The organism is Marivita sp. NO-S04 (genome assembly GCF_059070475.1).
Genome location: NZ_CM180980.1, coordinates 3,056,106 through 3,079,594, shown reverse-complemented (window position 1 = coordinate 3,079,594; position 23,489 = coordinate 3,056,106). Strand labels below are relative to the sequence as shown.

The following is a 23,489-nucleotide window of genomic DNA, read 5'->3' as shown; positions in this document are numbered from 1 at the left end:
CAAAATCATTGACGGTGGTTTAAGTGGTTGCGAAATCAGCGCTCAGGGCACGTTGTCGATTCCCGAACTTCCCCAAGGGTGACAGCGGGCGATGCGGCGGGCGGCAAGCCAGCCGCCTTTGATCCCGCCATGTTTGCGCAACGCTTCAAGCGCGTAGGCTGAACAGGTGGGGTGGTAGCGGCAATTGTGACCGACCCAAGGGCTGAAGATCAGGCGATAGGCGCGGACGGGCAGGGCAAGGGTCCAAGCCAGCGGTGTCATGTCTGGGCGTGGATCTTGCGCAGGGCGTAGGTCAGGTCACTCTTCAAGGCCTGAAAATCACGGTCTATGGTGACGCCGGGGCGGCCGACCAGAACGTAATCCCAGCCGGGTTGTGCTGCGGGTAACAGCGTTTCGGCAACAACTGCACGCAGGCGGCGCTTGGCCCGATTGCGAGCAACTGCATTGCCGATCTTCTTGGAGCAGGTATAGCCAACGCGTATCGTCGGATCGTCGTCGTTGCGATGCCGTGCCTGTACCAGCATTCCATCCGTCCCCCGGCGCAAGGCGCGGGCGGCACGCAAGAAATCGGCGCGATGACGCAGAATGGTGACGGGTGGACATGACAACACCGCCGGAGGCGTATTTCCCCTTGCAACCAAGGAGGCCTCCGGCGGTGTCATGTCAAATCACCTGTGGTGTCGCGGGGCGCTTACGCGCCCAGCGACTTGCGGCCACGGGCGCGGCGCGCGTTCAGGATCTTGCGGCCAGCTTTGGTTGCCATGCGCGAACGGAAGCCGTGGCGCCGCTTGCGTACGAGGTTCGATGGTTGAAAGGTGCGTTTCATCGCGTCCTACTCCGTCTGGTCGGTCCGGGGGCGCGGATTCGTCCGCCGGGGTTATTCGAAGCCCGTGCTATAGGCAGGTGCTTTTGGGTTGTCAAACGCTGTGTCGGGGATTCACGCCGTTTTTCTTGATCGGTGACACGATGCAAGGCCGCATCGTATACGTTCTGCTGCGAACCGCGTTTTTGGGGGTGCTGCCCACGTCGCCGTGTGGGCGTCTTCCCGGGCTATTTGCAAAACAGAGAAGAGGTTTGGGGGCTTGGATGATGCCGCGTTTTGAAACATTGCCACACGGCCGCGTGTGAACCTGACACAGACTGCAACAAAACTCGGTAACGGTGGCTGGGTTTGTTTCAATCTGGCGCGATCCTGAACGAATTCTCACGCAAAGCGGAGCCGTTGATCAAGCAGGCGTGAGCCGGGTGTTGCTGCGCTGCTGCAAGGGTCATGTTTTGATCAAGCACAACACAACACTTGAAGAGGCGGCCTTTCCCGGCCTGTATGACATGACCGATATGACCAACACCCAAGACACCCCTGCATGGAAACGTTATGCGCCCCTGATCGCGATTGGCGCTGTTGCGCTTGTCGGTACGGTCACATTGCGCGATTATCTGAGTTTCGAGACACTTGCGGCCAACCGTGAGGCGCTTGAGGCGTTCCGTGATGCCAATTACCTGCTGACCGCTGGTGTGTTTATTCTGGCCTATGTCCTGATCGTTGGGTTTTCCCTGCCGGGGGCGACCATCGCCACGCTGACCGGCGGGTTTCTTTTCGGCGTGTTCCCCGGTGCCTTGTTCAACGTCTTTGCTGCGACTGTGGGCGCTACCGTGATCTTTCTAGCGGCGCGCTATGGTCTGGGTGAACGCCTGTCCGCAAAGATGGACGCCAGCGACGGCGCTGTGCGCAAGATCAAGGATGGGATCGACGAAAACCAGTGGTCGATGTTGTTTCTGATACGGCTGGTGCCTGCAGTGCCGTTCTTTGTCGCAAATCTTGTTCCTGCTTTGGTCGGTGTCCCGCTGTATCGCTTCTTTGTTTCAACCTTTCTTGGCATCATCCCCGGAGGCGTGGTCTACACGTCAGTCGGTGCCGGTCTGGGTGAGGTTTTTGCCCGCGGTGAGACGCCGAACCTCGGCATCATCTTTGAACCTCATATCCTGCTGCCGATCCTTGGTTTGTGTGTTCTTGCGGCACTGCCGATCGCTCTGAAGGCCGTGCGCGGCAAGAAAGGTCTCTGAGCCATGGAAAAGATCAAAACAGACGTTCTTATTATCGGTGCAGGGTCCGGCGGATTGTCGGTGGCGGCAGGCGCGGTGCAGATGGGGGCCAGCGTTGTCCTGCTCGAAGCGCACAAGATGGGCGGTGATTGCCTGAACTATGGGTGTGTTCCGTCAAAAGCCCTGATCGCTTCGGCCAAAACCGCCTATGCAATGTCCCATGCTGACCGCTACGGCATCGCCAGCGTCACGCCTCAGGTGAACTACGCTGCCGCGAAAGACCACGTCGCTGATGTCATCAGTCAGATCGAACCAGTGGACAGCCAAGAGCGCTTCGAAGGTCTGGGCGTCCGGGTGATCCGGGAATACGGGCGTTTTGTGTCCCCGACCGAGGTTGAGGCCGGTGAGTATCGCATCACGGCACGCCGGGTGGTGATCGCAACAGGCTCATCTCCCTTCGTGCCGCCGATCCCTGGTTTGGACAAAGTGCCCTACATCACCAATGAATCGTTGTGGGAGCTGCGTGAACAGCCCGAGCATCTGCTGGTCATCGGCGGCGGTCCCATCGGCATGGAAATGGCGCAGGCGCATCTGCGCTTGGGCTCCAAAGTGACGGTGATCGAAGGGGCCAAGGCGCTGGGCAAGGATGACCCCGAAATGGCCGAGATCGTTCTCGACAGTCTGCGCGAAGAAGGGCTTGAGATTGCCGAAGGGTCGAACGCCAAGGAAGTGCGGGGCAAAGAGGGCGCGATAGAAGTGGAGACCGAGGATGGCCGTGTGTTCAAAGGCACGCATATCCTTGTCGCGGTCGGTCGGCGTGCCAATACAGACGGTCTGGATCTGGATAAGGCAGGGATCAAGACAACGCGGGCAGGAATTGCCGTGGATGACAGCCTGCGGACATCCAATAAAAAGGTCTATGCGATTGGCGATGTCGCCGGAGGGCTGCAGTTCACCCACGTCGCAGGATACCATGCCGGTGTGATTATCCGCTCGATGCTGTTCGGTCTGCCTGCCAAGGCCACCACGCGGCACATCCCGTGGGCCACCTACACACAGCCCGAACTATCTCAGGTCGGTCTGACCGAGGCGCAGGCCCGCAAAGAGCATGGGACCAATCTTGAAGTCGTACGCTTTCACTACAGCCACAACGACCGCGCCATTGCCGAACGCAAGACCCGTGGGCTGATCAAGGTCATGGTGGTCAAGGGGCGTCCGGTGGGAGCGTCGATTGCCGGTGAACAAGCCGGAGAATTGATCAATCTCTGGGCGCTGGTAATCGCCAATAAGATGAAAATGGGCCAGATCGCCAATATGGTCGCCCCGTACCCCACGATTGGGGAGCTTAACAAACGGGCGGCGGGTGCTTATTTCTCACCCCGATTGTTTGAAAGTGATACCGTGAAGAAAGTTGTCGGATTTGTTCAGAAGTGGCTTCCCTGACATGAAAAGGCCGGGATTGCGACTATGTTGAACTCACTTTCCGGCCGTTTCCTCATTTTGACGACTGTCTTCGTGATGTTGGCAGAGGTTTTGATCTTTGTGCCCTCCATCGCGCGGTATCGTGAGGATTTTCTGCTCAACCGCCTTGAACGGGCGCAGATCGCGTCGCTCGCCCTGTTGGCGGACGACATGATCGACACGGAACTCGAAGCCGAACTGTTGTTGAATGCCGGTGTGTTCAACGTGGTGTTGCGCCGTGATGAACTGCGGCAGTTGGTGTTGTCCTCGCCCATGCCAAGCGAGGTATCCCAGACATTCGATTTGCGCGAGGCCTCGGCCTTGACTCTGATCCGCGATGCGATGGTGCGTTTGCTCGACCCAGAGAACGAAACCATCCGCGTGATTGGCAACCCGTTCCGGGATGGGGGTCTGCTGATCGAGATCACGCTGGACACCACCGAGCTGCGCATGGCGATGATCGATTACGGTTTGCGCATTTTGGTGCTCTCTGCTGTGATCTCGGTGTTTACGGCGGGGCTTTTGTTCCTTGCTGTGCGGGTGTTGCTGGTCAAACCCATCAAGGGCGTGGTCGGTCATATGCAAAGCTATGCCAAAGCGCCCGAAGACGCGCGCCGGATCATTCAGCCCTCGGCCCGCGTGACAGAGTTGCTAGAGGCCGAAAAAGCACTGCAATCTTTGCAAACCCAGCTGACACAGGCGTTGAAGCAAAAGGAACGTCTGGCGCAATTGGGCGGTGCCGTGGCCCGTGTAAGCCACGATCTGCGCAATATCCTGACCTCGGCTCAGCTTTTCACCGATCGGATCGAGATGAGCGAAGACCCAGCAGTCAAACGCATGGCGCCCAAGCTGGTGAATTCTATCACGCGTGCGGTTTCCTTGTGTGAAAGCACGCTGGCGTTCGGGCGTGCGGAAGAGCCCGCACCGACACTGACGCTGATCAATCTGGCGCAACTTGTCTCGGATGTGCTGGACAGCGAACGTCTGGCCATTGGTGAATTTGATCTGAGTCTGAGCGAAGACGTGCCCGGCAATCTGATGGTGCGGGCCGATCCAGAACAAATGTACCGTGTGTTGTCCAACTTGGTGCGCAATGCGCGGCAGGCGATCATTGGCACTGGTCAGCCGGGCGAGATTAATGTGGCGGCCAAGATATGTGACGATGCTTGGTGTATTGATGTCACCGATACCGGGCCGGGTTTGCCGCCCAAGGCGGTTGAACACCTGTTCCAACCCTTTCAGGGTGGTGCACGGAAAGGCGGGTCCGGCCTTGGACTGGCCATCGCGGAAGAGCTTGCGCGCGGGCATGGCGGGACTTTGACGCTTGTGAAAACGGACGAATCCGGAACCGCGTTCCGCATCCGGTTGCCGATGGGTGGGTTGACGTAGAGGCCTCTTGGCAAGGCGCAAAAATTTCTTGGAATTTGCGCTTGCATCACTTCGGCACTGGGTCTATTCCCACGCCTCGTGGACCGATAGCTCAGCTGGATAGAGTACTTGACTACGAATCAAGGGGTCGGGGGTTCGAATCCTCCTCGGTCCGCCACTTTCCCCCTTGTAAGTCTTTCCCAGCATCAGACAGACGCGTTGAAATCTGCCGCCACGCGACGACTTTAACGCTAGAGAACATCCCAAAGATCGCGCGTTGTTTTGTCGAATTGGGACGGGTTCGCATATGCCGCGATGGTCAGGTGTTCGACCCAATCGTCGCCTCCGACACGCACCAATGTGCCGTCCGCCAATTCACTCTGAATCGCTGTTTCCGGCATCCAGGCAAAACCGCTCCCCGCCATGAGGCGGCGTTTGATGGCCTCGACCAATCCATCGACATAGATGGTTTCGGCGCGGAACGGTTTTCGCCCTATGGCGTGATCCACGACCATCCCCAGAAAGCTGGTGCGTTCATAGGCGAGGTAGGGAATGTCCTTGCCGGTGCGGTTGTCGAGGTTCCATCCGTAGTCCCGTGCAGACTGCGCGGCGGCGACAGGGATCAGGCGGTCGGTCAGCAGGTCTTTGCGGTCAAACGCAGCCTCGTCGATGGTCAGTGACACTGCGCTGTGCGTGTAGCAGAGCATGATGTCCACCGCGCCTTCGACCAGCAATTCACAACAGGTGCTGAGCGAGTCCGAAATCACCCGCGTGCGAATGTCGGTCATGCTGTGCTGAAGGGTCTCGATCCGATTGGCGAGGAAATTGACCGAGATCGTGTGCAAGACCGAAAAACGGATGAACCGGTGTCCCCCTCTGTCTGCATCGCGCAGTGTTTGGCGTGCTTCAGAGAGGTGCGACATGGCGCTTGTCGCCACCGGTAGGAACTGTGCGCCCGCTTCAGTCAGTTGAACCGGATAGGTGGCCCGATTCACCAAAGGCAGCCCAACCCAGCTTTCCAGTGCCTTGATCCGACGGCTGAAAGCCGACTGAGTGATGTTTCTTTCATCAGCAGCCCGCGTGAAGTTCTGAGTGCGCGCAAGACACTCAAAATCGCGCAACCAATTGAGATCCATATCAAGCCTCTGAAAAGTATGAATTTTCCGGGACTATATCGAATTCTATGCAAAACCGGAATAGTTTGATGAAATGTTTGAATTGGAGTGGTCGGAAAAACTGTTCCTACGCTTTGATATGGGCGTGAGTCTCTTGTGCCAAGACGTTGGGGATCCTGTCGGTCTTGGAGATGCAAGAGGAAAGGCCAGCGCGTGAACGCTTGGGTTCGTGCAAGAAAAATATGTCGAGCTGGAAACGAATTTCCAGCCATCAACAGAGGAGACGACCATGATCAAGAATATCAAAAGCCTAGGACTGGCCGCTGTGGTCAGCGCACTTGCCTTGCCGGCCTTTGCGTCGGAAGAGGTCAAGATCGGCGTACCGTCTTGGACCGGGGCGCAGGCTATTGCGCATGTATTGGGCCATGTCGTGGAAACACGCATCGGTGGCACTGTAGAATACGTGCCGGGCAACAACGCGACGATTTTCCAGGCGATGGACCAGGGCAAGGGTGACATCGATGTACACCCGGATGTGTGGCTGCCGAACCAGGAAGCCTTTACCAAGCAGTATGTCGATGATGCAGGAACTGTAACGCTGTCCTCCAACCCCTATCAGGGCAACCAGGGCTTCTGCGTGTCCAAGCAGTTCGGCGAAGCCAACAACATCACTGACATCGCGGATCTGGGTCGACCCGACGTGGCCGCGCTGATGGACAGCGATGGCAACGGCAAGGGTGAGCTTTGGATCGGTGCACCGGGCTGGGCATCGGCGAACGTCAACGAGGTCAAGGTCCGCGACTACGGCCTGCTCGATTTCATCGAACCGATCCGCGCCGAAGAAGCGGTCAAGACCGCGCGCATCAAGGATAGCATCGCCAAGGGTGAGGGCTATGCCTTCTACTGCTACGAGCCGCACGCGGTGTGGTTCATGTTCGACGTTATGATGCTCACCGAGCCAACATACGACCCCGAGAAATACGTCATGGTACAGCCGTCGGACGACCCCGATTGGTACACAAAATCCATGGTCGCTTCGAAAGATGCGCTCAAGGATGTGCAGATTGCATGGTCCAATTCACTGGTTGATCGGTCCCCAGCGATTGCCGAATTCTTCCAGAACTTTGGTCTTGAAGCCTCGGACGTCAGCTCGTTGGCCTTTGAAATCAGCGCCAACGGCCGCGATCCGGCAGAAGTGGCGGCGGAATGGGTTGATGCGAATTCCGACCGCGTTGACGCGTGGCTGGGTCTCTGAGTCCCATCCTCTGACGATTGGCCACCGGGTTTAAGTCCGGTGGCCAGTATCTCCAAATCCCGATGACGAGGCGTGGCCTGATGGATGACGAAACCGTCATAGAAATTTCCGATGTCTGGAAGATCTTCGGCGCGAACCCCCAAGCTGCGCTTCGGGCGATCCGCGAGGAAGGTCTGACCAAGGCCGAAGTGCTGGCACGGCACAACGCTGTTGTGGGCGTTGCGGATGTCAGCCTGTCGGTCAATCGTGGCGAAATCTTCTGCATCATGGGCCTGTCCGGCAGCGGGAAGTCCACGCTTGTCCGCCATTTCAACCGTTTGTTGGAACCAACGGCTGGCAAGATCATGATCGAAGGCACCGACGTGATGGCGCTGGGCCCGAAAGAGTTGCAGACCTTCCGCAACCGAAAGATCGGCATGGTGTTCCAGAACTTCGCGCTGATGCCGCACCGGTCCGTGCTGGACAACGTGGCGATGCCGCTGGAGATCCGGCAGGTCGCCAAGAACGAACGTATGCGTCAAGCGGCGGCCATTCTGGATATCGTGGAACTTGGCGCTTGGGGGGCGAAATTCGCCCATGAACTTTCCGGAGGGATGCAGCAGCGGGTCGGGCTGGCCCGCGCTTTGGCTGCGAACCCGGATGTACTCTTGATGGACGAACCGTTCTCTGCGCTTGACCCACTGATCCGGCGGCAATTGCAGGATGAATTCATTCGGCTCAGCAAAATCCTGAAGAAAACGACTGTCTTCATCACCCACGATCTGGACGAAGCAGTCCGCATCGGCGACCGCATCGCGATCATGCGGGACGGCAAGATGGTTCAGATGGGCACGGCAGAAGACATCGTCATGCATCCCGCAGACGATTACGTGGCAGATTTCGTCGCCGGAATTTCGCGTCTCAAGGTGGTGCATGCCCATGCAGTCATGCAGCCCATCGAGGCCCATATCGCCGCCCACGGACCGATTGACGCGGATGCGCCACGGGTGGGGGCGCAGGAAACGCTCAGCACGCTGATCAATCTCGCCATCGACACCGACAGCGCCGTGGTCGTTCAAGACGCTGGACAGGATGTCGGCGTCATCACCCGCAAGGATCTTTTGCGCACCGTGATCGAGGGAACAGAAGTGTCATGAACAAGCAAGACATCAATCCTCTTGAAGACACCGAAAGCGAAGCCGCTCTGGCCTATGCCGAAGAGCGCCGCGAGAATATCCGCACCTTCGTGCGCACAAGCCCTGATTATTACATCCAAAACTTCGACAAGATCGGTGCGTCGTCCCGGTTTACGGCGACTTTCAACCTGATGGCGGGTCTTTTTGGCCCGATCTGGTTTGGCGCACGTGGGCTGTGGTCTTGGGCCTTGCCGTTCCTGATCCTTGAAGCACTTGCTTTTGTGCAGATCGCACGCGGCCTGTTCGGAGACTTGGCAGCCGATGCCATGGCGCGGATCGCATCCATCGAAGGCACGCTTGATTTGCGTCGTCAGCAATTGGCAGCCGCGATCGAAAGCGGGTCCGACCGCGTGGATGCGTTTCAGCGCACAGTGGATTCCTTGCAGGCGAATATTGGTGGCATCCGGGCAGAGGCCGAAGCCTTGGCCGCCGAAGGTCCGACCATCGTGCTGACCGGGGTGGTTTTGTTGATCGTGGTCAAAGCCATTCAGGCCATTGTCGCCAACTGGGCGCTTGAAGCCCGGTTTTCCGAGTGGCTTTCCGACCGGACGGTCCGATCCGGTCTGCCGCCGCAGCACATCGTTCTGAGTGCGCTGTTCATGGTGATCATCGTGGCCACCGCCATGATTCACTACAGTTTTCCGGGGCGCTATTCGTTGCTAAGCACCTTTCCGACTGACCCCGATATCCGCCTGACCGGGATCACCTTGGTCGAGAACTTCATCGCGTGGTGTGTGAGCAATTCAGAGGCATTCTTTGACGGCCTGACCTTTGCCATCCGGTCGCTTTTGGACGCGCTCGAGGTGATCCTTGTCCAGACACCATGGATCGTGATCGTCAGTCTTATCGTGCTTCTGACTTGGCTCACCGCCGGGTTGCGCACCGCGATCTACTCAGGCGCATTCCTCGCCTATATGGGCCTCTTGGGTTTTTGGGAGGCGGCGATGACGACGCTTGCCCTTCTTGGGACCGCCGCGCTTTTGTCCATCATCATCGGCATCCCGCTGGGAATGTTCGCCGCCCGCCGCCCAAGGTTCTATGCGTTCATCCAGCCGATCATGGACTTCATGCAGACGATGCCTGCCTTCGTCTTCATGGTCCCGGTCATCGCGTTCTTTGGGGTCGGAAAACCTGCGGCTGTGATCGTGACCATGATCTTTGGCGGTACACCCGTCGTGCGCCTGACCGTGCTTGGGCTGCGTGGCGTACCCGAAAGTGTGCGTGAAGCGGCGATCAGTTTTGGCGCGAATAAGTGGTATCTGCTGACCAAGGTCGATCTGCCATTGGCCAGTCCGTCCATCCGCGCAGGCATCAACCAGACCATCATGCTGTCGCTGGCGATGGTGGTGGTCGCATCCCTGATCGGGGCCAAGGGGCTGGGTGAGGACGTGCTCGAAGCGCTGCAATACGCCAATGTGGGGCAGGGCATTCTTGCCGGCTTCTCGATCCTTTTCTGTGCGATGATCCTTGATCGCATCGTCCAAGGGGCACGCAAATGATGCCTTTGGTCATGGTGCATGGGTTCATGGGCGGCAGCCGCCAATGGGCCGAGCAGACCAAGGCGCTTGCCTCCTGCCTTGACGTTGTGACGATCGATCTTCCCGGTTTTGGGCTGAACGCTCATCTGCGCGCGCCGGACACGATCACTGCCTTTGCGACATGGGTGCTGGACCACCTGCGCACGCAAGGCATCGATCGGTTCCACCTGTTGGGCCATTCCATGGGCGGCATGATTGCGCAGGAGATGGTCGCGCTGTCGCCGGATCGGGTGGACCGGCTTGTGCTTTATGGAACCGGAGCGACGGGTGTCTTGCCCGGACGTTTTGAGCCGATCCATATCTCGAAAAGCCGGGCCCAGACCGATGGCCCGCGCAAGACCGCCCGTCGCATCGCTGCGACATGGTTCCTTGACCGCGAGGCGGCCGCTGGTTTTGAAGGTTGTGCCGCCATCGCCGAGCGCAGCAGCCTGCAAGCTATCGAAGCAGGCCTGAACGCGATGGAGGGGTGGAATGGGGAGCCAAATCTGGTTGCCATAAAAGCCCCGACTCTCGTGATCTGGGGCGATCATGACCGCACCTATCCATGGCACCAGACTGAGCAGCTCTGGACAGCCATTGACGATACCAGTCTTGCAGTGATCCCCAACTGCGCCCATGCGGCGCATCTGGAAAAACCCGGCATCTTCAACCGCATCCTTCGGGATTTCTTTGAAGATGTTGGTTTGCAGAACCAATGCCGCGCCGTGCTGGAATCCTCTGCTCCCGTGACCTGACCGCCGGGTCAGGCCGCGTTGCGCGGTTTGGCGAAGGTCGGGGATTGCACGATCCCTGCATCAAACAATCGCGCGATCTCAGTGCCGGTGCAGCCCGCGACATCCGACAGGATCTCTTCGGTGTGCTGACCCAAAGTAGGGGCAGGCGTCGCTGCGCTGCGTTGCGTTGCGTTAAATACTGCCGGATGGGCAGGCACGCGAAACGTGCCGATCCCCGGCTGCTCGATCTCGGAAAACATCGAATTGTCGGTGCTCAGGTCCACATCCTTCTCCACCGCCTCGCGCACGCTGCGGAACTCGGACCAAGTCAGACCTGCCTCGTTGAACGCCGCTTCGAACTCGGCCACGCGGCGCTGAGCAAACCATGGTTTTAGGATCGCCGTTATATCCTCTCGGAAGCGCCAGCGGTTGCCTTCGTCGGCCAAGGACACGCCAAGCCGTCCCTCCAATGCCGTCATTGCCTCGATCGTGCCTGTCGCCTTGCAGATGCCGCGCCACTGGCGGTCAGTCAGGCCGATCACCATCACGCGGCGACCATCGGCGCAGACGAAATCCTGCCCGTAAGCACCATAAAGTGCATTGCCGGATTTGCCTCGATCCTCGGTGTTGAGGGTGACATCCCCGATCATGCCCAGATGCCCCAGCGTGGCCGACGCCACGTCTTTGAGCGCGATCTCGACCTCTTGCCCACCCTTTCCGCGCAGCCGGTGGCGTTCAGCAGCCAAAAGCGCAGAGACACACATGTTGCCCGCAATCAAATCCCACGCAGGCAGCGCGTGCGCGACAGGGTCGTCGCTATCCGCAGGTCCAGTCATGTGCGGGATGCCCAACGCCGGATTGACGGTGTAATCGACCTGAGGTCGCCCGTGCCGGTCCCCGGTCAAGGTGACCATGATCAGGTCGCGTCGATACTGGCTCAGCGTTTCGTAATCCATCCAGCCGCGCACCCGCAGGTTGGTCAGGAACAGCCCTGCATCGTCACCCGGCGCGGTGATGATCCGGGTGATCAACTCGCGTCCTTCGGGTGATTTCATGTCGAGGGCAATGGATTTCTTTCCCTTGTTCATGCCCGCCCAAAACAGGCTTTCGCCGTTCGGTGCCAACGGCCAGCGTCCGGCATCCAGCCCACCGCCCAGACGGTCAAAGCGGATCACCTCAGCCCCCATCTGCGCCAGCGTCATGCCTGCCAGCGGCACCGCGACAAAGGCCGACCCTTCGACGACCCGCATACCCGTGAGCACGCTCATTGTGCGTCTGCCCAAATGGCTGTGGCCTGCATGCACTGGTGCCCGTCCTGCCCGCTCCAGAGGCTCAGAACCGCGTCTTCGGCTTCCATTGCGATCTCGCAGGGCGCACCGGCAAACATCGGATGCACACCGCGGAAATCGAAATACTTGGGGGTCCTGCCGCGTTCACGGATTGCGGCGCGCATCAGCAGCGTGGCCTGCAACGGGCCATGCACCACAAGGCCGGGGTATTTCTCGACCTCCTTGGTGTAGGCAAGGTCGTAATGGATCCGGTGCGCATTGAAGGTGACAGCGGAGTAGCGAAACAACAGCGCCTCGGTGGTGTCGATTTCCTCAACCGGCGCTGTGGGCAGTGGCTTTTTCTTGGGCGGCGTGTAGGTGTCGGGGATTTCGAGGTAGACGATATCCTGACGCTCTTCGATGGCGAGGCCGGACGGGCCGTAGATCGCGTGATCGACCGTCACAAACACCATCGGGCCACTTGATCCGTCTTTTTCGGTCACCGACCGGATCGATGAGCGCCGTTCGAGTGGATCGCCAATCCGCAGCGTTGGTCCGTAAAATTTGAGAGCACCGCCCGCCCACATACGCCGGTCCAGACGCACAGGCGGCAGAAGGTTGGTTTCGCGAGGGTGACCGTCGCGTCCCAGTTTTTCATTCGGCGTGGCCAAAGGAAACGCACACCAATGCCAAAGCGGCGGCAGCGGATCACCATGATTGGGCATTTTTCCGAAGCCTACCGTAGCATGAAGCTGCCGGGCCAATTCGGGTGTGACACAACCAGCGTCATGGGTCACGCGCCCAGTCCAGGCATCCAGATTCAGCATGTCCATGTGTTTCCTCCCCACAGCGCACAAGTCGGTAGATATCGCCGAAAAGTAAAAAAATCAAATGATTTTAAGTACTTATGGGAATACCACAGTATACCGTACAGGCTGTTTCGCAGGTGCGGCATTTGAAGGAAAAGGAAATTCCCGGTTTTTCTGCATGTGCAGCGCCGCGCAAAATTCTGCTGTTTTCCTGAAATGGTTCGCAAAACAGAGGCTCTTCGCCGCAATGGATGAGCGCTTTCGCGTGCTGGCTGGACCAGATAGCTTGGGCGCATGGACTCAGGACGCGTCGCGCCAACACAACCGCCAGAACTTGTCGCGATAGCGCTGCTATGACGGGCGCTGACGCGGCAGAGTTTGTCCTGAAACCAGCCGATGATACAGGCACGGTCCACCTGTCAGGAGCGTTGACAATCCAGACAGTGACGACTGCGCGCCACCAAATGCAGGCGTTGGATGCAAATGCGGTCCAACGGATCGACCTGTCCGCTGTGACCCGGCTCGACACTGCCGGCGCATGGGCGCTGGTCACTTTGACGCGAAGCGCCGGACTGCTGGAGGGCATTGAAATCGCAGGCGCTGGCACAGAGGCGGCAAGCCTGTTGCAGACCGTTGAACGCGCCCTGCCCACCCCCGAAGCACCCGCTCCGCATGATGGATCGTTTGCAGCGTGGCTCAACCGGTTTGGACAGCGGGTCTATTCGGGCCTGATGTTCTTGCGCGCATTGACGGCGTATCTGGGTATATTCCTCCACCGTCTCGCGCGCGCCCTGCGCCATCCCAGCGAATTCAAACTGACCTCCTTGGTGCACCATTGCGAAGAGGTCGGCCTCAAGGCGGTGCCCATCGTGGCGCTGATGGCGTTCCTGATTGGTGTTGTCTTGGCGTTTCAAGGCTCAACTCAGCTTCGCCAATTCGGTGCCGAAGTGTTCGTCGTCGACCTGATCGCGATTTCCATCCTTCGTGAACTGGGCATCCTGTTAACCGCCATCATCGTCGCAGGTCGCACCGCCTCTGCCTTCACTGCCGCCATCGGGTCGATGAAGATGCGCGAGGAAATCGACGCCATGCGCACGCTGGGCCTCGATCCCGGCATGAACCTCTTTGTGCCGCGCATCCTCGCGCTGTTCATCATGCTGCCAATCCTTGGACTGATCGCCAATCTTGCGGGGCTGTTCGGTGGTGCATTGATGGCGTGGATCGACCTTGGCATCTCGCCTGCGATGTTCACCACACGGCTGGTCGAAGGCACGGCGGTCAGCCATGTCTTTGTCGGTTTGGTCAAAGCGCCTGTCTTTGCCCTGATCATCGGCGTTGTCGGCTGCCATGCCGGGATGCAGGTGCAGAGCAACGCGGAATCCCTGGGCCGGATGACATCGAACGCGGTGGTCACAGCGATCTTTGCGGTGATCGTGGCCGACGCCGTGTTCTCTATCTTCTTCGCGCGGATTGGCATATGACCGAACGCGAGGTCGTCATAAAGTTGCGTGGTATCCGCAACCAGTTCGGGCGGCAGGTGGTGCACGAGGATCTGGACCTCGACGTCTATCGCGGTGAAATTCTTGGCGTTGTGGGTGGGTCGGGGACGGGCAAATCGGTTCTGCTGCGCACCATCGCTGGGTTGCAGAAACCTGCCGCCGGGTCGGTTGACGTGCTGGGCACCGATGTTCTGAACGCGGATGAGGACACCCGGCAGAAACTGGAAAGCCGCTGGGGCGTGATGTTCCAAGACGGCGCGTTGTTTTCGTCGCTCACCGTGCGCGAAAATGTCGAGGTTCCCATGCGGGCGATCCCCGGACTTGACCCGCAGATCCGCAGCGATCTGGCCGATCTCAAGATCTCCATGGTGGGGCTGCAATACCTTGCCGGCGACAAGTACCCGTCCGAACTTTCGGGCGGGATGCGCAAGCGGGCGGGCCTTGCACGGGCGCTCGCGCTTGATCCTGATATCGTTTTTCTCGACGAGCCGACCGCGGGACTGGACCCTATTGGAGCTGCCGCCTTTGACCAACTGATCCGGGGCCTGAGCCATTCTCTTGGTCTGACGGTGTTCCTTGTGACCCACGATCTCGACACGCTGCACGCGACCTGTGACCGCATCGCGGTGTTGGCGGAACGAAAGGTACTGGTGACCGGCAGCATGGCGGATATGCTTGAGGTGGATCACCCTTGGGTGCACGAATATTTCCACGGCCCCCGCGCCCGCGCCGCTGTGCCTGACAAGACGAAAGGCGACTGACTTGGAAACCAAGGCAAATTTTGTCCTGATTGGCGCGTTCACCCTTGCGGGGTTGCTGGGCATCCTTGGGTTCTTCCTTTGGTTTGCCCAAGTCGAGCTGGACCGCCAGTTCGACTATTACGACATCCGCTTTTCCTCGGTCTCGGGCCTCAGCAACGCGTCTGACGTGCGCTTCAGTGGCTTGCCCGTCGGGCAGGTGGTCGATGTGCGCCTGTCCCCCAATCAGGATGGCACAATCCTTGTTCGGGTCGAGGTGGATGCCGAAACACCCGTGCGCTCTGACAGCATCGCCACCATCGAGGCACAGGGCGTGACCGGCGTGTCCTTCGTCGGTATCGGGCCGGGATCACCCGATGCCGCCTTGCTGGAGCCGACCGAAGACCAGCCCGTGCCCGAGATCACTGCAGGACGCTCTACGCTGCAAAGCCTGTCCGAGGACGCTCCGCAGCTTTTGCAGGAATCCCTGCAATTGGTGTCGGATGTGGGGGAACTGCTGGGGGATGAAAACCGCGCGCGGATCAACAGCATCATCGCCAATGTCGAAACGGCCTCTGCCGATTTTGCCGAAACGCTGGATGGGTTTTCGGCGGTCTCTGAAACGGTCAACGACTTTGCCGAGCAGATCAACCGCTTTAACGAAACGCTGAACACGCTGACCGGCGATCTTACGGGTGTGTTGCAAACCGCTGATGCCACACTCGTGTCGATTGGCGAACTCTCTGAACAAGGCAAAGGTGTGCTGACAACTGGGGCCGAAACCCTGACCAGCGCGCGATCCGCCATCGACCGGACGGAATCCTATATCGCCACCGATCTTACCCAAGCCACCGCTGATTTGCGGGCCACCACTGCCGCATTGCAAAGCGAACTCACCGCGCTCTCTGCCGACGCGCGCGCGCTGATGGCGACATTGAACACAACCGGCGAAACAGCAACCGCGCGTCTGCAAGAGGCGCAGACGACCTTGCAAGCCACTGATGCGCTGATCGCCCGGCTTGATGGCACTGCCGAGGCCGTGACCGAAACCGCAGGCAGCATTGACACGTTGATCCGCGACGAAGGCGCGCCGCTTTTGTCGGAAACCCGTGCGATGGTAGCCGAGGCGGATCGCGCCATCGCATCGGTTGCAACCATCGCCAACACCGATCTGCCCGTCATCATCGCCGATATTCGCCAGACCGCCGAAACCTTCCGCACTGTTGCCACCGAAGTCGGGGGCAACCTGACCGCCTCCAGCCAATCCGCCGAGGCGGTGTTGGACACGGCGCGGGTAACGCTTGAAGACGCGCGGGTGTCCTTTGCCAATGCCAACACGACGCTGGCTGCAATCAACGACGCGCTGGAAACTGGCGACCGTGCTCTTGGCGCGGCAGAACGCGCCTTCACCGGTGCGGATCGTGTCATCAACGAAGATCTGGATGGCATCATCACCGGGTTGGAAACGTCGTTGGGCAGCCTTGATGCGGCCATCGCTCAGGTGTCTGAAGACATCCCCGGCATGTCCGCCGATCTGCGTGCTGCCAGTCAGGCAGCGTCTGACACCTTTGCCGAGCTGCGCAGCCTGACCAGCGCCGCGTCGCCGTCGATCCGCGAATTCACCACGACCGCGCTGCCGCTCTATTCCCGGCTGGCGCAGGAAAGCCGTGCATTGATTGCAAATCTCGACCGTTTGACCGATCAGATACAACGAGACCCGACGCGCTTCTTCCTTGACAGCGAAACTCCGGAGTTCAGACGATGACACTATGGGCCCTCCTTCGGAGCATCATCGCGGCGGCAAGTCTGGGTGCGCTGTCGGGCTGTGCTGCGATCACCGCCGTCAGTGATGCGGCGGTGCCACTGGACGTGTACGAATTGCGCGCCCCGGGCGGCATTACGCCCAGTGGCGGGCGCGTATCGGCGCGCGATGTGATTGTCGAAATCCCCACCACAAGCGGGGCCTTGGCCACTGATCGGATCATGATCCGGCCCAACGCCTTGCAGGCGCAGTACCTTCCCGACGTCAGGTGGAGCGAGCCGACCCCCGTGATGGTCCAAACCCTGATGCTGCGTTCCATCGAGGCCACCGGCGCGGTGCGGTATGTTGGCCGCAAGCCTTTGGGGGTGAGCGGGGACTTCGCCGTCGTGACCGAGGTCATCGACTTTCAGGCCGATGTCGTGCCCGCGACCGATACCGCCAATGTGCAGATCACTCTTCTCGTGCGGATCGTGCGCGAAAGGGACGCCAGCATCATCGCCAGTCGCCGGTTCTCGGCAACCGCTACGGCTGCGACGACTGAGACCTCGGTCGTGATCGACGCCTTCAGTACAGCGTCGGATCAGGTTTTCGACGCCTTTGCTGGATGGGTTCGCTCGACGCTCTGATCCGATGGAGCCAAGCGCGGGTTGACCCATATCATCTTGGATGAACGCAATCCGCTCTAGAACATGGGTGACACGGCGGGCACCCATGCGCCGCCTGATAGACAGGCTGGTTTCACCATGGTGACCCACGAAAACAAACTGCGCCGCGCTTTGAACGTGCCTTTACTGACGCTCTACGGGCTTGGCGTGACCGTGGGTGCGGGGATTTATGTGTTGGTCGGCGCAACGGCAGCAGAGGCCGGGGTATTCGCGCCTGTGTCCTTTGTCGTGGCAGCAGTTGTTGTTGCCTTTACCGCCTTTTCCTATGCCGAATTGTCGACTCGCTATCCCGTTAGCGCGGGCGAGGCGGCTTATGTCGAAGCGGGGTTCTCGTCTGCAAGCTTGGCCACGGTGGTGGGGCTTGCCGTGGTGCTGTCGGGTTTGGTGTCTGCGGCGGCGGTGTCCCTTGGTGCGGCCTCCTATCTGCACGGGTTGACCGGTGCGCCAACCGGAGGTCTGACCGTCGCCGTTATGGCGCTCATGGCGGTGATCGCTCTGTGGGGAATCACTCAGTCGGTCACGGTCGCCGCGGTGATCACGGTCATCGAGGTGTCGGGCCTCTTGATGGTGATGCTCTGGGGGTTTGTCTTTTCGGACCCATCCGGCGTGACATTACCTGAAATCATCCCGCCCCTGATCGGCCCGCACTGGGTCGGGATTGGTACGGCGTCGCTGCTTGCGTTCTTTGCCTTCGTCGGGTTCGAGGATATGGCCAACGTCGCGGAAGAGGTCAAAGACCCTCTCCACACCATGCCCCGCGCGATCCTTTGGACGCTTGTTTTGGCGACAGTGCTTTATATCGGAACGACAACTGCAGTCTTGATGGCGGTTCCGCTTGAAACGCTGTCCGCATCGGCGGCACCTTTGTTGCTGGTCTTCGCGGACGCTCCGGCCCCGTTGCAACAGGGGTTCAGCCTTGTGGCAATCGTTGCAACGGTAAATGGCGTTCTGATCCAGATGATCATGGCGTCACGCGTCCTTTACGGTCTTGCGGACCGGGGGCATCTGCCCAAGCCTTTGGCCTATATCTCACCAAAAACCCAGACCCCGGTGGTGGCCACCTTGGTCGTCGGCTTGGCGATCCTGCTGCTGGCGCTGACCTTCCCCATTGATGCGCTGGCCGAACGCACCTCGCAGGTCGTTTTGTTCGTGTTCGTCCTTGTGAACCTCGCCTTGATCCGGATCAAGCTGGCCGGCGCACCTGCTGACCAGCATTTCCGCGTGCCGATGGCTGTGCCAGTGCTGGGAGTTGGAACAAGCCTGTTGCTGCTCGCAACGGGCCTCTTATGAGCTTGCTCAAGACAAACGCTTTCCCGGTGACAAGAAGTTCGGATCGGCCTTCACCTCAATCAGCTTGACCCCTTTTCGCGACCGCGCTTCGGCCAAGGCCGCGACAAAGCTCTCGTAGTCTGGTGCCTTGGCAGCGTGCGCGCCAAAGGACCGTGCGAAGTCACTGAAATCGGGATTGGTCAGAACCGTGCCGGACACCCGGTCGGGATATTCGCGTTCCTGATGCGCGCGGATCGTGCCGTAGCGGGCGTTGTCGATGATGATCACAGTCAGGTTCAGATCGTGATGCACGGCGGTGGCCATTTCCTGACAGGTCATCATGAAACACCCGTCGCCTGCGATGGCGAAAATCTCGCGTTCTGGTTCGCAGATTGCGGCCCCGATGGCAGCAGGCAGGCCGTAGCCCATAGAGCCTGACGTTGGGGCAAGCTGCGATCCCGGTGCGCGGTACTTGTAGAAGCGGTGCAGCCAGCCCGCATAGTTTCCCGCACCATTGCACAGGATCGCATCGTCGGGCAGCACCTCGGCCAGATGTGCGAAATAGGGGGCGAGCGGATCATCTCCGACCGACGCCGGGTCGCTGAACGAAACGTACTGTTCGTGCAGGTCTTTCGTACGGTTCGAAAAGCTGTCAGGCGCGATTGGATCCCAGTCAGCGACAGCCGTACAGAAGCTTTCGGTATCCGCCACCAGTGCGATTTCTGGCTCGTAGACGCGGCCGATTTCCTCGGGTTCGGGAAAGACATGCACCAGCGATTGGTCAGGCACCGGCGGTGTCAGGATCGAATAACCGGCGGTGGTCATTTCCCCCAGACGTGGGCCGATTGCGATGAGCAGGTCGGTCTCGGCCATGATGTCCTTGAGGTAGGGCGGGGTGCCGACGCCGTAATGGCCGATGTAATTCGGATGGCGGTTGTCCATTAGTCCTTGGCATCGCAGGGACACGGCGACGGGCAGGCTTTGCGTTTCTGCAAAACGTTGCAAGGCTGCGATCCCGGTTTTGGTCCAGCCACCACCCCCCGCCATGACCAGCGGGCGTTGGGCATTGGCGATCCGGGATTTGAGGTCATCCATAATTTTACCAGATGGTAAAAAACGAGGAGTCTCGATCCGCGCCGGCGGTGTCGGCTGCGTGATCTCGTCGTAAAGCATGTCCTCGGGCAGTGCGAGCACCACCGGGCCGGGACGCCCCGACATGGACGTTCTGAAGGCGCGGGAGATGTATTCCTGAAGTCGCGAGGCATCGTCGATCTGTGCAACCCATTTGGCCATCTGGCCGAACATGCGGCGGTAGTCGATTTCCTGAAATGCCTCGCGGTCGACCATGTCTCGCGCGACCTGACCTAGGAACAGGATCATCGGGGTCGAATCCTGATAGGCCACATGGACCCCGGCACTGGCATTGGTGGCACCGGGACCGCGCGTGGCAAAACAGATGCCGGGGCGGCCTGTCAGCTTGCCATAGGCATCAGCGGCCATCGCTGCACCGCCCTCTTGCCGGCAGGTGACAAAGCGGATGTCCGTCTCGCGCCCGTAGAACGCGTCGAGCACCGGCAAGTAGCTTTCTCCGGGCACCCCGAAGGCGGCTGTTGTGCCTTGGGCAACAAGCAGGTCGACAAGGTGGTCTGCGGCGCGAATCGTGGTGTTGGGACGGGTCATTCTGAACAAGGCCTTCTTTGATTTGTCCAAACGCTAAAGCGGTTCGAAAGGCAGAGCAAACAGATGGTCGGTCCAGGCGCGGAGGATGTCGGACTTGGCGTGACAGACGCGGCAATGTGCTGTCACAGTGCGGATATGAACGTGCTGCACAAAACCCCCGACCTTGCAGATGCCGTGCTTGCGACACTGGCAGAAATTCCTTTTCCCAGCGTCGATGCTGACCGCCCTGCGGCGTTGCTGACGCGGTGTCCTGCCGCCGGTGTGACACCGCTTCACGATGCGCTTGCCTTGGCGAAGGTGGCGGGTGTTGGGCACCTGCATATCAAAGATGAACGCGCGCGCATGGGGCTTGGCAGCTTCAAGGCGTTGGGTGCGGCCTATGTGATTGCGCGTGATGCTGAAGACGGCAACGCCAAAGGCAGAACTTATGTCACCGCAAGTGCGGGCAACCACGGACTGTCGGTTGCGGCGGGCGCGCAGGCGTTTGGCGCGCGCGCCGTCGTTTACCTTGCCGATACGGTGCCCGAAGGTTTCGCCGACCGGCTGCGCAGTTTTGGTGCGGAAGTTGTCCGACACGGAGCGATCTATGAAGCGGCGATGGCAGGTGCCGCGCAGGCTGCAACGGATAACGATTGGGCTCTGCTGTCGGACAGTTCGTGGCCGGGTTACCTCGACCGGCCATACACTCTGATGGAGGGCTATCTGGTCCTGATGCAGGAGGCGGTCGCGCAGATGCCCTCGCTGCCGACGCACATTTTCCTGCAAGCAGGTGTTGGTGGTTTGGCCACAGCTTGCGCCGCGTATGCGCGGGTTGCGTGGGGCGATGCTCCGCGGATTATCGTGGTCGAACCCGAAGTCGCCCCGGCGCTTTATGCATCGATCAAAGCCGGGGCCGCGCAAGTCACCGAGGGGCCGGAATCTGCGATGGGGCGGCTGGATTGCAAAGAGCCGTCGTTGATCGCTCTTAAGGGTTTGGCGCGGGATGCGGACGACTTCATGCTTATTTCTGAAGAAGAAGGGGCGGCAGGCAGCAATGCCTGCGCCGATGCAGGATATCCTACCACACCGTCGGGCGGTGCAGGTGTCGCCGGTTTGCTTGCGGCAGGGACATCGCGAGCTGACTTGGGCCTGACAGCGGAGTCGCGTGTCTTGGTGATCCTCAGCGAGCAGGCGTCATGACATCACCGCCGCGCGGCTTCCATGTTGCGGAGTTTCGGCAGCGCACCTCTGCCGCGCAGGCTTTGATGGTCGAGCAGGGCCTAGCCACGATGTTGCTGACGACAGAGCCCGAAATTCGCTACTACACCGGGTTCCTGACCCGGTTCTGGGAAAGCCCGACGCGGCCTTGGTTCGTGATCCTGCCTGTGTCGGGTGATCCGATTGCGGTGATCCCCTCTATTGGGGCGCATTTGATGGGGCAAAGCTGGATCACTGATATCCGCACATGGGCGGCGCCTGACTATACGGATGACGGCATTGGCCTGCTCACAGACGCACTGACCGAGACTGTCCCGAAAGACGGGCGTATTGGGATCGCTGACCAGATGGAAAGCCATGTGCGCATGCCGCTGGCCGACCTGCGTCGGTTGGAACAGGCGTTGGCGCCGCGCCGATTGGTGGGGGATGCAACGATCACGCGGCGTCTGCGTATGGTGAAATCCGAAGCGGAGATTGCGAAGATCGCATATGCCGCCCAAATCGCGACCCGAGCGTTTGACCGAGTGCCTGACCACGTGTCGCCTGGCATGCCCTTGTCGGACGTGTTCCGCAGGTTTCAGATGCTGTGCCTCGAAGACGGTGCGGATTGGGTGCCGTATCTGGCCGGTGCGGCAGATGCGTCGGGATATGCTGACGTGATCTCGCCTGCCACGGACACTCCGCTTGTGTCAGGTGATGTCCTGATGTTGGACACCGGGTTGGTCTGGGATGGCTATTTCTGTGATTTCGATCGGAATTACAGTGTCGGAGCGCCTTCGGCGGATGTCGCGGGGGCCCATGCCCGACTGATCGACGCCACGCATGCAGCGGCAGAGATCGCCAAACCGGGTGTGACGATTGCCGACCTCTTTCATGTTATGAACGGCGTGGTGAATCCCGGAGGCGAGGCGATGGAGGCGGGGCGTCTTGGGCATGGTCTGGGGATGCAATTGACGGAATGGCCGTCGATCATTCCGCAGGATCATACCGTTCTTGTGCCGGGTATGGTCCTTACGCTGGAGCCGTCCGTGACAGTCCTTCCCGGCAAGATCCTTGTACATGAAGAGAACATCGTGATCCGCGAGTCGGGTGCCGCATTCCTGTCGCAACCGCAATCACGCGATATGAGGGTGATCTGATGGCGCTGCCTTATACGATCGACACGCATCGCCCGACGCAGATCGGGTTGGTGACATTGCAAAGCGATGAAACCATCGAGCGGGATTTCCGCATGCTCTTGCCACCGGATGTGGAACTCTTGGTGTCCCGGGTGCCGTCTGGCGCAACAGTTTCGCTGGACAGCCTTTGCGCGATGGAAGACAGCCTGACGGCGTCTGCGCGGCTGTTGCCGATCGGCGCAGAACTGGCGGCGGTTGGGTATGGTTGTACTTCGGCGAGTGCGGCCATTGGCGCGGCCCGGGTGGCAGAGTTGATCCGGAAAGGCGCGGACACGCCTTATGTGTCCGATCCATTGACGTCGTTGATCGCGGCTTGCACGGCGCACGGGATTGGCCGGATCGGGTTGATCAGCCCCTATGTCGCCTCAGTCAGCGACCGGTTGATCCAAGGGCTTGAGGCGGCTGGGATCAGCGTGACATCGTTTGGCAGTTTCGATGAACCGCTCGAAGAGCGCGTGGTGCGTATTTCGAGACAATCTGTGCGGGATGCGGCCATCCATCTAGGGCGAAGCGGTGTGTGTGATGCGGTGTTCCTGTCCTGCACCAATCTGCGCGCGCTTGAGGTGATTGACGAGATCGAGGCTGAACTGGGCGTGCCCGCGCTGTCTAGCAATCAGGTTCTAGCATGGCATCTTGGGGTGCTGGCGGGGTTTTCCAGCCGCTGCACCCGGATCGGACGGCTTTTCGACGCGGCGTGACGCGCTGATGCCAAGGTTGTTTTTTCCGGAGATCCGACGAACCGACCCACTTGACGGCG

General features: G+C 59.8%; 22 protein-coding genes and 1 tRNA gene. 16 read left to right on the top strand and 7 right to left on the bottom strand.

The window, feature by feature from the left end; genetic code table 11:
• Window positions 1–42: 42 nt before the first annotated feature.
• From yidD to rpmH, 3 genes are read right to left on the bottom strand one after another with little or no spacing between them, the layout of a single operon-like run.
• Window positions 43–261, bottom strand: a complete 219-nt coding sequence (gene yidD / locus ACK3EW_RS15720; RefSeq protein WP_493806924.1) for a membrane protein insertion efficiency factor YidD — start codon at window positions 259–261, stop codon at window positions 43–45.
• A complete protein-coding gene (rnpA, locus tag ACK3EW_RS15715) occupies window positions 258–662 on the bottom strand; it encodes a ribonuclease P protein component (RefSeq protein WP_493806923.1) in 405 nt (134 codons plus the stop codon). Before rnpA ends, yidD begins: the two co-directional genes overlap by 4 nt.
• 29 nt (window positions 663–691) lie before the next feature.
• Entirely contained in the window at window positions 692–826 is a 135-nt protein-coding gene (gene rpmH / locus ACK3EW_RS15710; protein ID WP_493806922.1) for a 50S ribosomal protein L34, read from the bottom strand.
• A 503-nt stretch (window positions 827–1,329) separates the two neighbouring features.
• Between rpmH and ACK3EW_RS15705 the strand changes: the two genes are divergently transcribed.
• The 4 genes from ACK3EW_RS15705 to ACK3EW_RS15690 all read left to right on the top strand — a co-directional run bounded on the left by ACK3EW_RS15705 (window position 1,330) and on the right by ACK3EW_RS15690 (window position 5,050).
• Window positions 1,330–2,064 (top strand): TVP38/TMEM64 family protein, encoded by a 735-nt coding sequence (locus ACK3EW_RS15705; RefSeq protein WP_493809746.1) that lies wholly within the window; start codon window positions 1,330–1,332, stop codon window positions 2,062–2,064.
• Window positions 2,065–2,067: 3 nt separating this feature from the next.
• On the top strand, window positions 2,068–3,486 hold the full coding sequence (locus ACK3EW_RS15700; RefSeq protein WP_493806921.1) for a dihydrolipoyl dehydrogenase family protein: 1,419 nt from the start codon (window positions 2,068–2,070) through the stop codon (window positions 3,484–3,486).
• Window positions 3,487–3,510: 24 nt separating this feature from the next.
• On the top strand, window positions 3,511–4,893 hold the full coding sequence (locus ACK3EW_RS15695) for a sensor histidine kinase (RefSeq protein WP_493806920.1): 1,383 nt from the start codon (window positions 3,511–3,513) through the stop codon (window positions 4,891–4,893).
• 80 nt (window positions 4,894–4,973) lie between these two features.
• A tRNA-Arg gene (locus tag ACK3EW_RS15690) sits at window positions 4,974–5,050 on the top strand.
• A gap of 73 nt (window positions 5,051–5,123) precedes the next feature.
• Here the strand turns inward: ACK3EW_RS15690 and ACK3EW_RS15685 are convergent.
• A complete protein-coding gene (locus ACK3EW_RS15685) occupies window positions 5,124–6,008 on the bottom strand; it encodes a LysR family transcriptional regulator (protein WP_493806919.1) in 885 nt (294 codons plus the stop codon).
• A 268-nt stretch (window positions 6,009–6,276) separates the two neighbouring features.
• Here ACK3EW_RS15685 and ACK3EW_RS15680 point away from each other — a divergent pair, with 268 nt between their 5' ends.
• From ACK3EW_RS15680 to ACK3EW_RS15665, 4 genes are all read left to right on the top strand, one after another.
• Complete coding sequence (locus tag ACK3EW_RS15680; protein ID WP_493806918.1) at window positions 6,277–7,242, top strand: ABC transporter substrate-binding protein; 966 nt, start codon at window positions 6,277–6,279, stop codon at window positions 7,240–7,242.
• Window positions 7,243–7,322: 80 nt separating this feature from the next.
• Window positions 7,323–8,378, top strand: a complete 1,056-nt coding sequence (locus ACK3EW_RS15675; RefSeq protein WP_493806917.1) for a quaternary amine ABC transporter ATP-binding protein — start codon at window positions 7,323–7,325, stop codon at window positions 8,376–8,378.
• On the top strand, window positions 8,375–9,916 hold the full coding sequence (locus ACK3EW_RS15670) for an ABC transporter permease (protein WP_493806916.1): 1,542 nt from the start codon (window positions 8,375–8,377) through the stop codon (window positions 9,914–9,916). Before ACK3EW_RS15675 ends, ACK3EW_RS15670 begins: the two co-directional genes overlap by 4 nt.
• Complete coding sequence (locus ACK3EW_RS15665) at window positions 9,913–10,689, top strand: alpha/beta fold hydrolase (RefSeq protein WP_493806915.1); 777 nt, start codon at window positions 9,913–9,915, stop codon at window positions 10,687–10,689. The genes ACK3EW_RS15670 and ACK3EW_RS15665 overlap by 4 nt, the downstream gene beginning before the upstream one ends.
• Window positions 10,690–10,697: 8 nt before the next feature.
• Here the strand turns inward: ACK3EW_RS15665 and ACK3EW_RS15660 are convergent, their stop codons facing one another.
• The gene (locus ACK3EW_RS15660) at window positions 10,698–11,936 is read right to left on the bottom strand and encodes a CoA transferase (protein WP_493806914.1); all 1,239 of its coding nucleotides are present in this window, start codon (window positions 11,934–11,936) and stop codon (window positions 10,698–10,700) included.
• A complete protein-coding gene (locus ACK3EW_RS15655; RefSeq protein WP_439119895.1) occupies window positions 11,933–12,769 on the bottom strand; it encodes an HTD2 family dehydratase in 837 nt (278 codons plus the stop codon). Before ACK3EW_RS15655 ends, ACK3EW_RS15660 begins: the two co-directional genes overlap by 4 nt.
• 329 nt (window positions 12,770–13,098) lie before the next feature.
• Between ACK3EW_RS15655 and ACK3EW_RS15650 the strand changes: the two genes are divergently transcribed.
• From ACK3EW_RS15650 to ACK3EW_RS15630, 5 genes are all read left to right on the top strand, one after another.
• Complete coding sequence (locus ACK3EW_RS15650) at window positions 13,099–14,226, top strand: ABC transporter permease (RefSeq protein WP_493806913.1); 1,128 nt, start codon at window positions 13,099–13,101, stop codon at window positions 14,224–14,226.
• Entirely contained in the window at window positions 14,223–15,005 is a 783-nt protein-coding gene (locus ACK3EW_RS15645; RefSeq protein ID WP_439119897.1) for an ABC transporter ATP-binding protein, read from the top strand. Before ACK3EW_RS15650 ends, ACK3EW_RS15645 begins: the two co-directional genes overlap by 4 nt.
• 1 nt (window position 15,006) lies before the next feature.
• The gene (locus ACK3EW_RS15640; protein WP_493806912.1) at window positions 15,007–16,746 is read left to right on the top strand and encodes an MlaD family protein; all 1,740 of its coding nucleotides are present in this window, start codon (window positions 15,007–15,009) and stop codon (window positions 16,744–16,746) included.
• A complete protein-coding gene (locus ACK3EW_RS15635; protein ID WP_493806911.1) occupies window positions 16,743–17,369 on the top strand; it encodes an ABC-type transport auxiliary lipoprotein family protein in 627 nt (208 codons plus the stop codon). Before ACK3EW_RS15640 ends, ACK3EW_RS15635 begins: the two co-directional genes overlap by 4 nt.
• A 117-nt stretch (window positions 17,370–17,486) precedes the next feature.
• Complete coding sequence (locus tag ACK3EW_RS15630) at window positions 17,487–18,698, top strand: APC family permease (RefSeq protein ID WP_493806910.1); 1,212 nt, start codon at window positions 17,487–17,489, stop codon at window positions 18,696–18,698.
• Between the two features lie 6 nt (window positions 18,699–18,704).
• Here the strand turns inward: ACK3EW_RS15630 and ACK3EW_RS15625 are convergent, their stop codons facing one another.
• Entirely contained in the window at window positions 18,705–20,357 is a 1,653-nt protein-coding gene (locus tag ACK3EW_RS15625; protein WP_493806909.1) for a thiamine pyrophosphate-binding protein, read from the bottom strand.
• A gap of 135 nt (window positions 20,358–20,492) precedes the next feature.
• Here ACK3EW_RS15625 and ACK3EW_RS15620 point away from each other — a divergent pair, with 135 nt between their 5' ends.
• The 3 genes from ACK3EW_RS15620 to ACK3EW_RS15610 are packed head-to-tail and all read left to right on the top strand — an operon-like array spanning window position 20,493 to window position 23,430.
• Window positions 20,493–21,536, top strand: coding sequence for a pyridoxal-phosphate dependent enzyme (locus tag ACK3EW_RS15620; protein ID WP_493809745.1), 1,044 nt, complete (start codon window positions 20,493–20,495; stop codon window positions 21,534–21,536).
• Entirely contained in the window at window positions 21,533–22,693 is a 1,161-nt protein-coding gene (locus tag ACK3EW_RS15615) for a M24 family metallopeptidase (RefSeq protein ID WP_493806908.1), read from the top strand. Before ACK3EW_RS15620 ends, ACK3EW_RS15615 begins: the two co-directional genes overlap by 4 nt.
• Window positions 22,693–23,430, top strand: coding sequence for a maleate cis-trans isomerase family protein (locus ACK3EW_RS15610; protein WP_493806907.1), 738 nt, complete (start codon window positions 22,693–22,695; stop codon window positions 23,428–23,430). The genes ACK3EW_RS15615 and ACK3EW_RS15610 overlap by 1 nt, the downstream gene beginning before the upstream one ends.
• Window positions 23,431–23,489 lie beyond the last annotated feature (59 nt).

Bases quoted from the DNA above. Each gene is read 5' to 3' on its own strand.
- yidD (WP_493806924.1), bottom strand. From the start codon at position 261: ATGACACCGCTGGCTTGGACCCTTGCCCTGCCCGTCCGCGCCTATCGC.
- rnpA (WP_493806923.1), bottom strand. From the start codon at position 662: ATGACACCGCCGGAGGCCTCCTTGGTTGCAAGGGGAAATACGCCTCCG.
- rpmH (WP_493806922.1), bottom strand. From the start codon at position 826: ATGAAACGCACCTTTCAACCATCGAACCTCGTACGCAAGCGGCGCCAC.
- ACK3EW_RS15705 (WP_493809746.1), top strand. From the start codon at position 1,330: ATGACCGATATGACCAACACCCAAGACACCCCTGCATGGAAACGTTAT.
- ACK3EW_RS15700 (WP_493806921.1), top strand. From the start codon at position 2,068: ATGGAAAAGATCAAAACAGACGTTCTTATTATCGGTGCAGGGTCCGGC.
- ACK3EW_RS15695 (WP_493806920.1), top strand. From the start codon at position 3,511: ATGTTGAACTCACTTTCCGGCCGTTTCCTCATTTTGACGACTGTCTTC.
- ACK3EW_RS15685 (WP_493806919.1), bottom strand. From the start codon at position 6,008: ATGGATCTCAATTGGTTGCGCGATTTTGAGTGTCTTGCGCGCACTCAG.
- ACK3EW_RS15680 (WP_493806918.1), top strand. From the start codon at position 6,277: ATGATCAAGAATATCAAAAGCCTAGGACTGGCCGCTGTGGTCAGCGCA.
- ACK3EW_RS15675 (WP_493806917.1), top strand. From the start codon at position 7,323: ATGGATGACGAAACCGTCATAGAAATTTCCGATGTCTGGAAGATCTTC.
- ACK3EW_RS15670 (WP_493806916.1), top strand. From the start codon at position 8,375: ATGAACAAGCAAGACATCAATCCTCTTGAAGACACCGAAAGCGAAGCC.
- ACK3EW_RS15665 (WP_493806915.1), top strand. From the start codon at position 9,913: ATGATGCCTTTGGTCATGGTGCATGGGTTCATGGGCGGCAGCCGCCAA.
- ACK3EW_RS15660 (WP_493806914.1), bottom strand. From the start codon at position 11,936: ATGAGCGTGCTCACGGGTATGCGGGTCGTCGAAGGGTCGGCCTTTGTC.
- ACK3EW_RS15655 (WP_439119895.1), bottom strand. From the start codon at position 12,769: ATGGACATGCTGAATCTGGATGCCTGGACTGGGCGCGTGACCCATGAC.
- ACK3EW_RS15650 (WP_493806913.1), top strand. From the start codon at position 13,099: ATGACGGGCGCTGACGCGGCAGAGTTTGTCCTGAAACCAGCCGATGAT.
- ACK3EW_RS15645 (WP_439119897.1), top strand. From the start codon at position 14,223: ATGACCGAACGCGAGGTCGTCATAAAGTTGCGTGGTATCCGCAACCAG.
- ACK3EW_RS15635 (WP_493806911.1), top strand. From the start codon at position 16,743: ATGACACTATGGGCCCTCCTTCGGAGCATCATCGCGGCGGCAAGTCTG.
- ACK3EW_RS15630 (WP_493806910.1), top strand. From the start codon at position 17,487: ATGGTGACCCACGAAAACAAACTGCGCCGCGCTTTGAACGTGCCTTTA.
- ACK3EW_RS15625 (WP_493806909.1), bottom strand. From the start codon at position 20,357: ATGACCCGTCCCAACACCACGATTCGCGCCGCAGACCACCTTGTCGAC.
- ACK3EW_RS15620 (WP_493809745.1), top strand. From the start codon at position 20,493: ATGAACGTGCTGCACAAAACCCCCGACCTTGCAGATGCCGTGCTTGCG.
- ACK3EW_RS15615 (WP_493806908.1), top strand. From the start codon at position 21,533: ATGACATCACCGCCGCGCGGCTTCCATGTTGCGGAGTTTCGGCAGCGC.
- ACK3EW_RS15610 (WP_493806907.1), top strand. From the start codon at position 22,693: ATGGCGCTGCCTTATACGATCGACACGCATCGCCCGACGCAGATCGGG.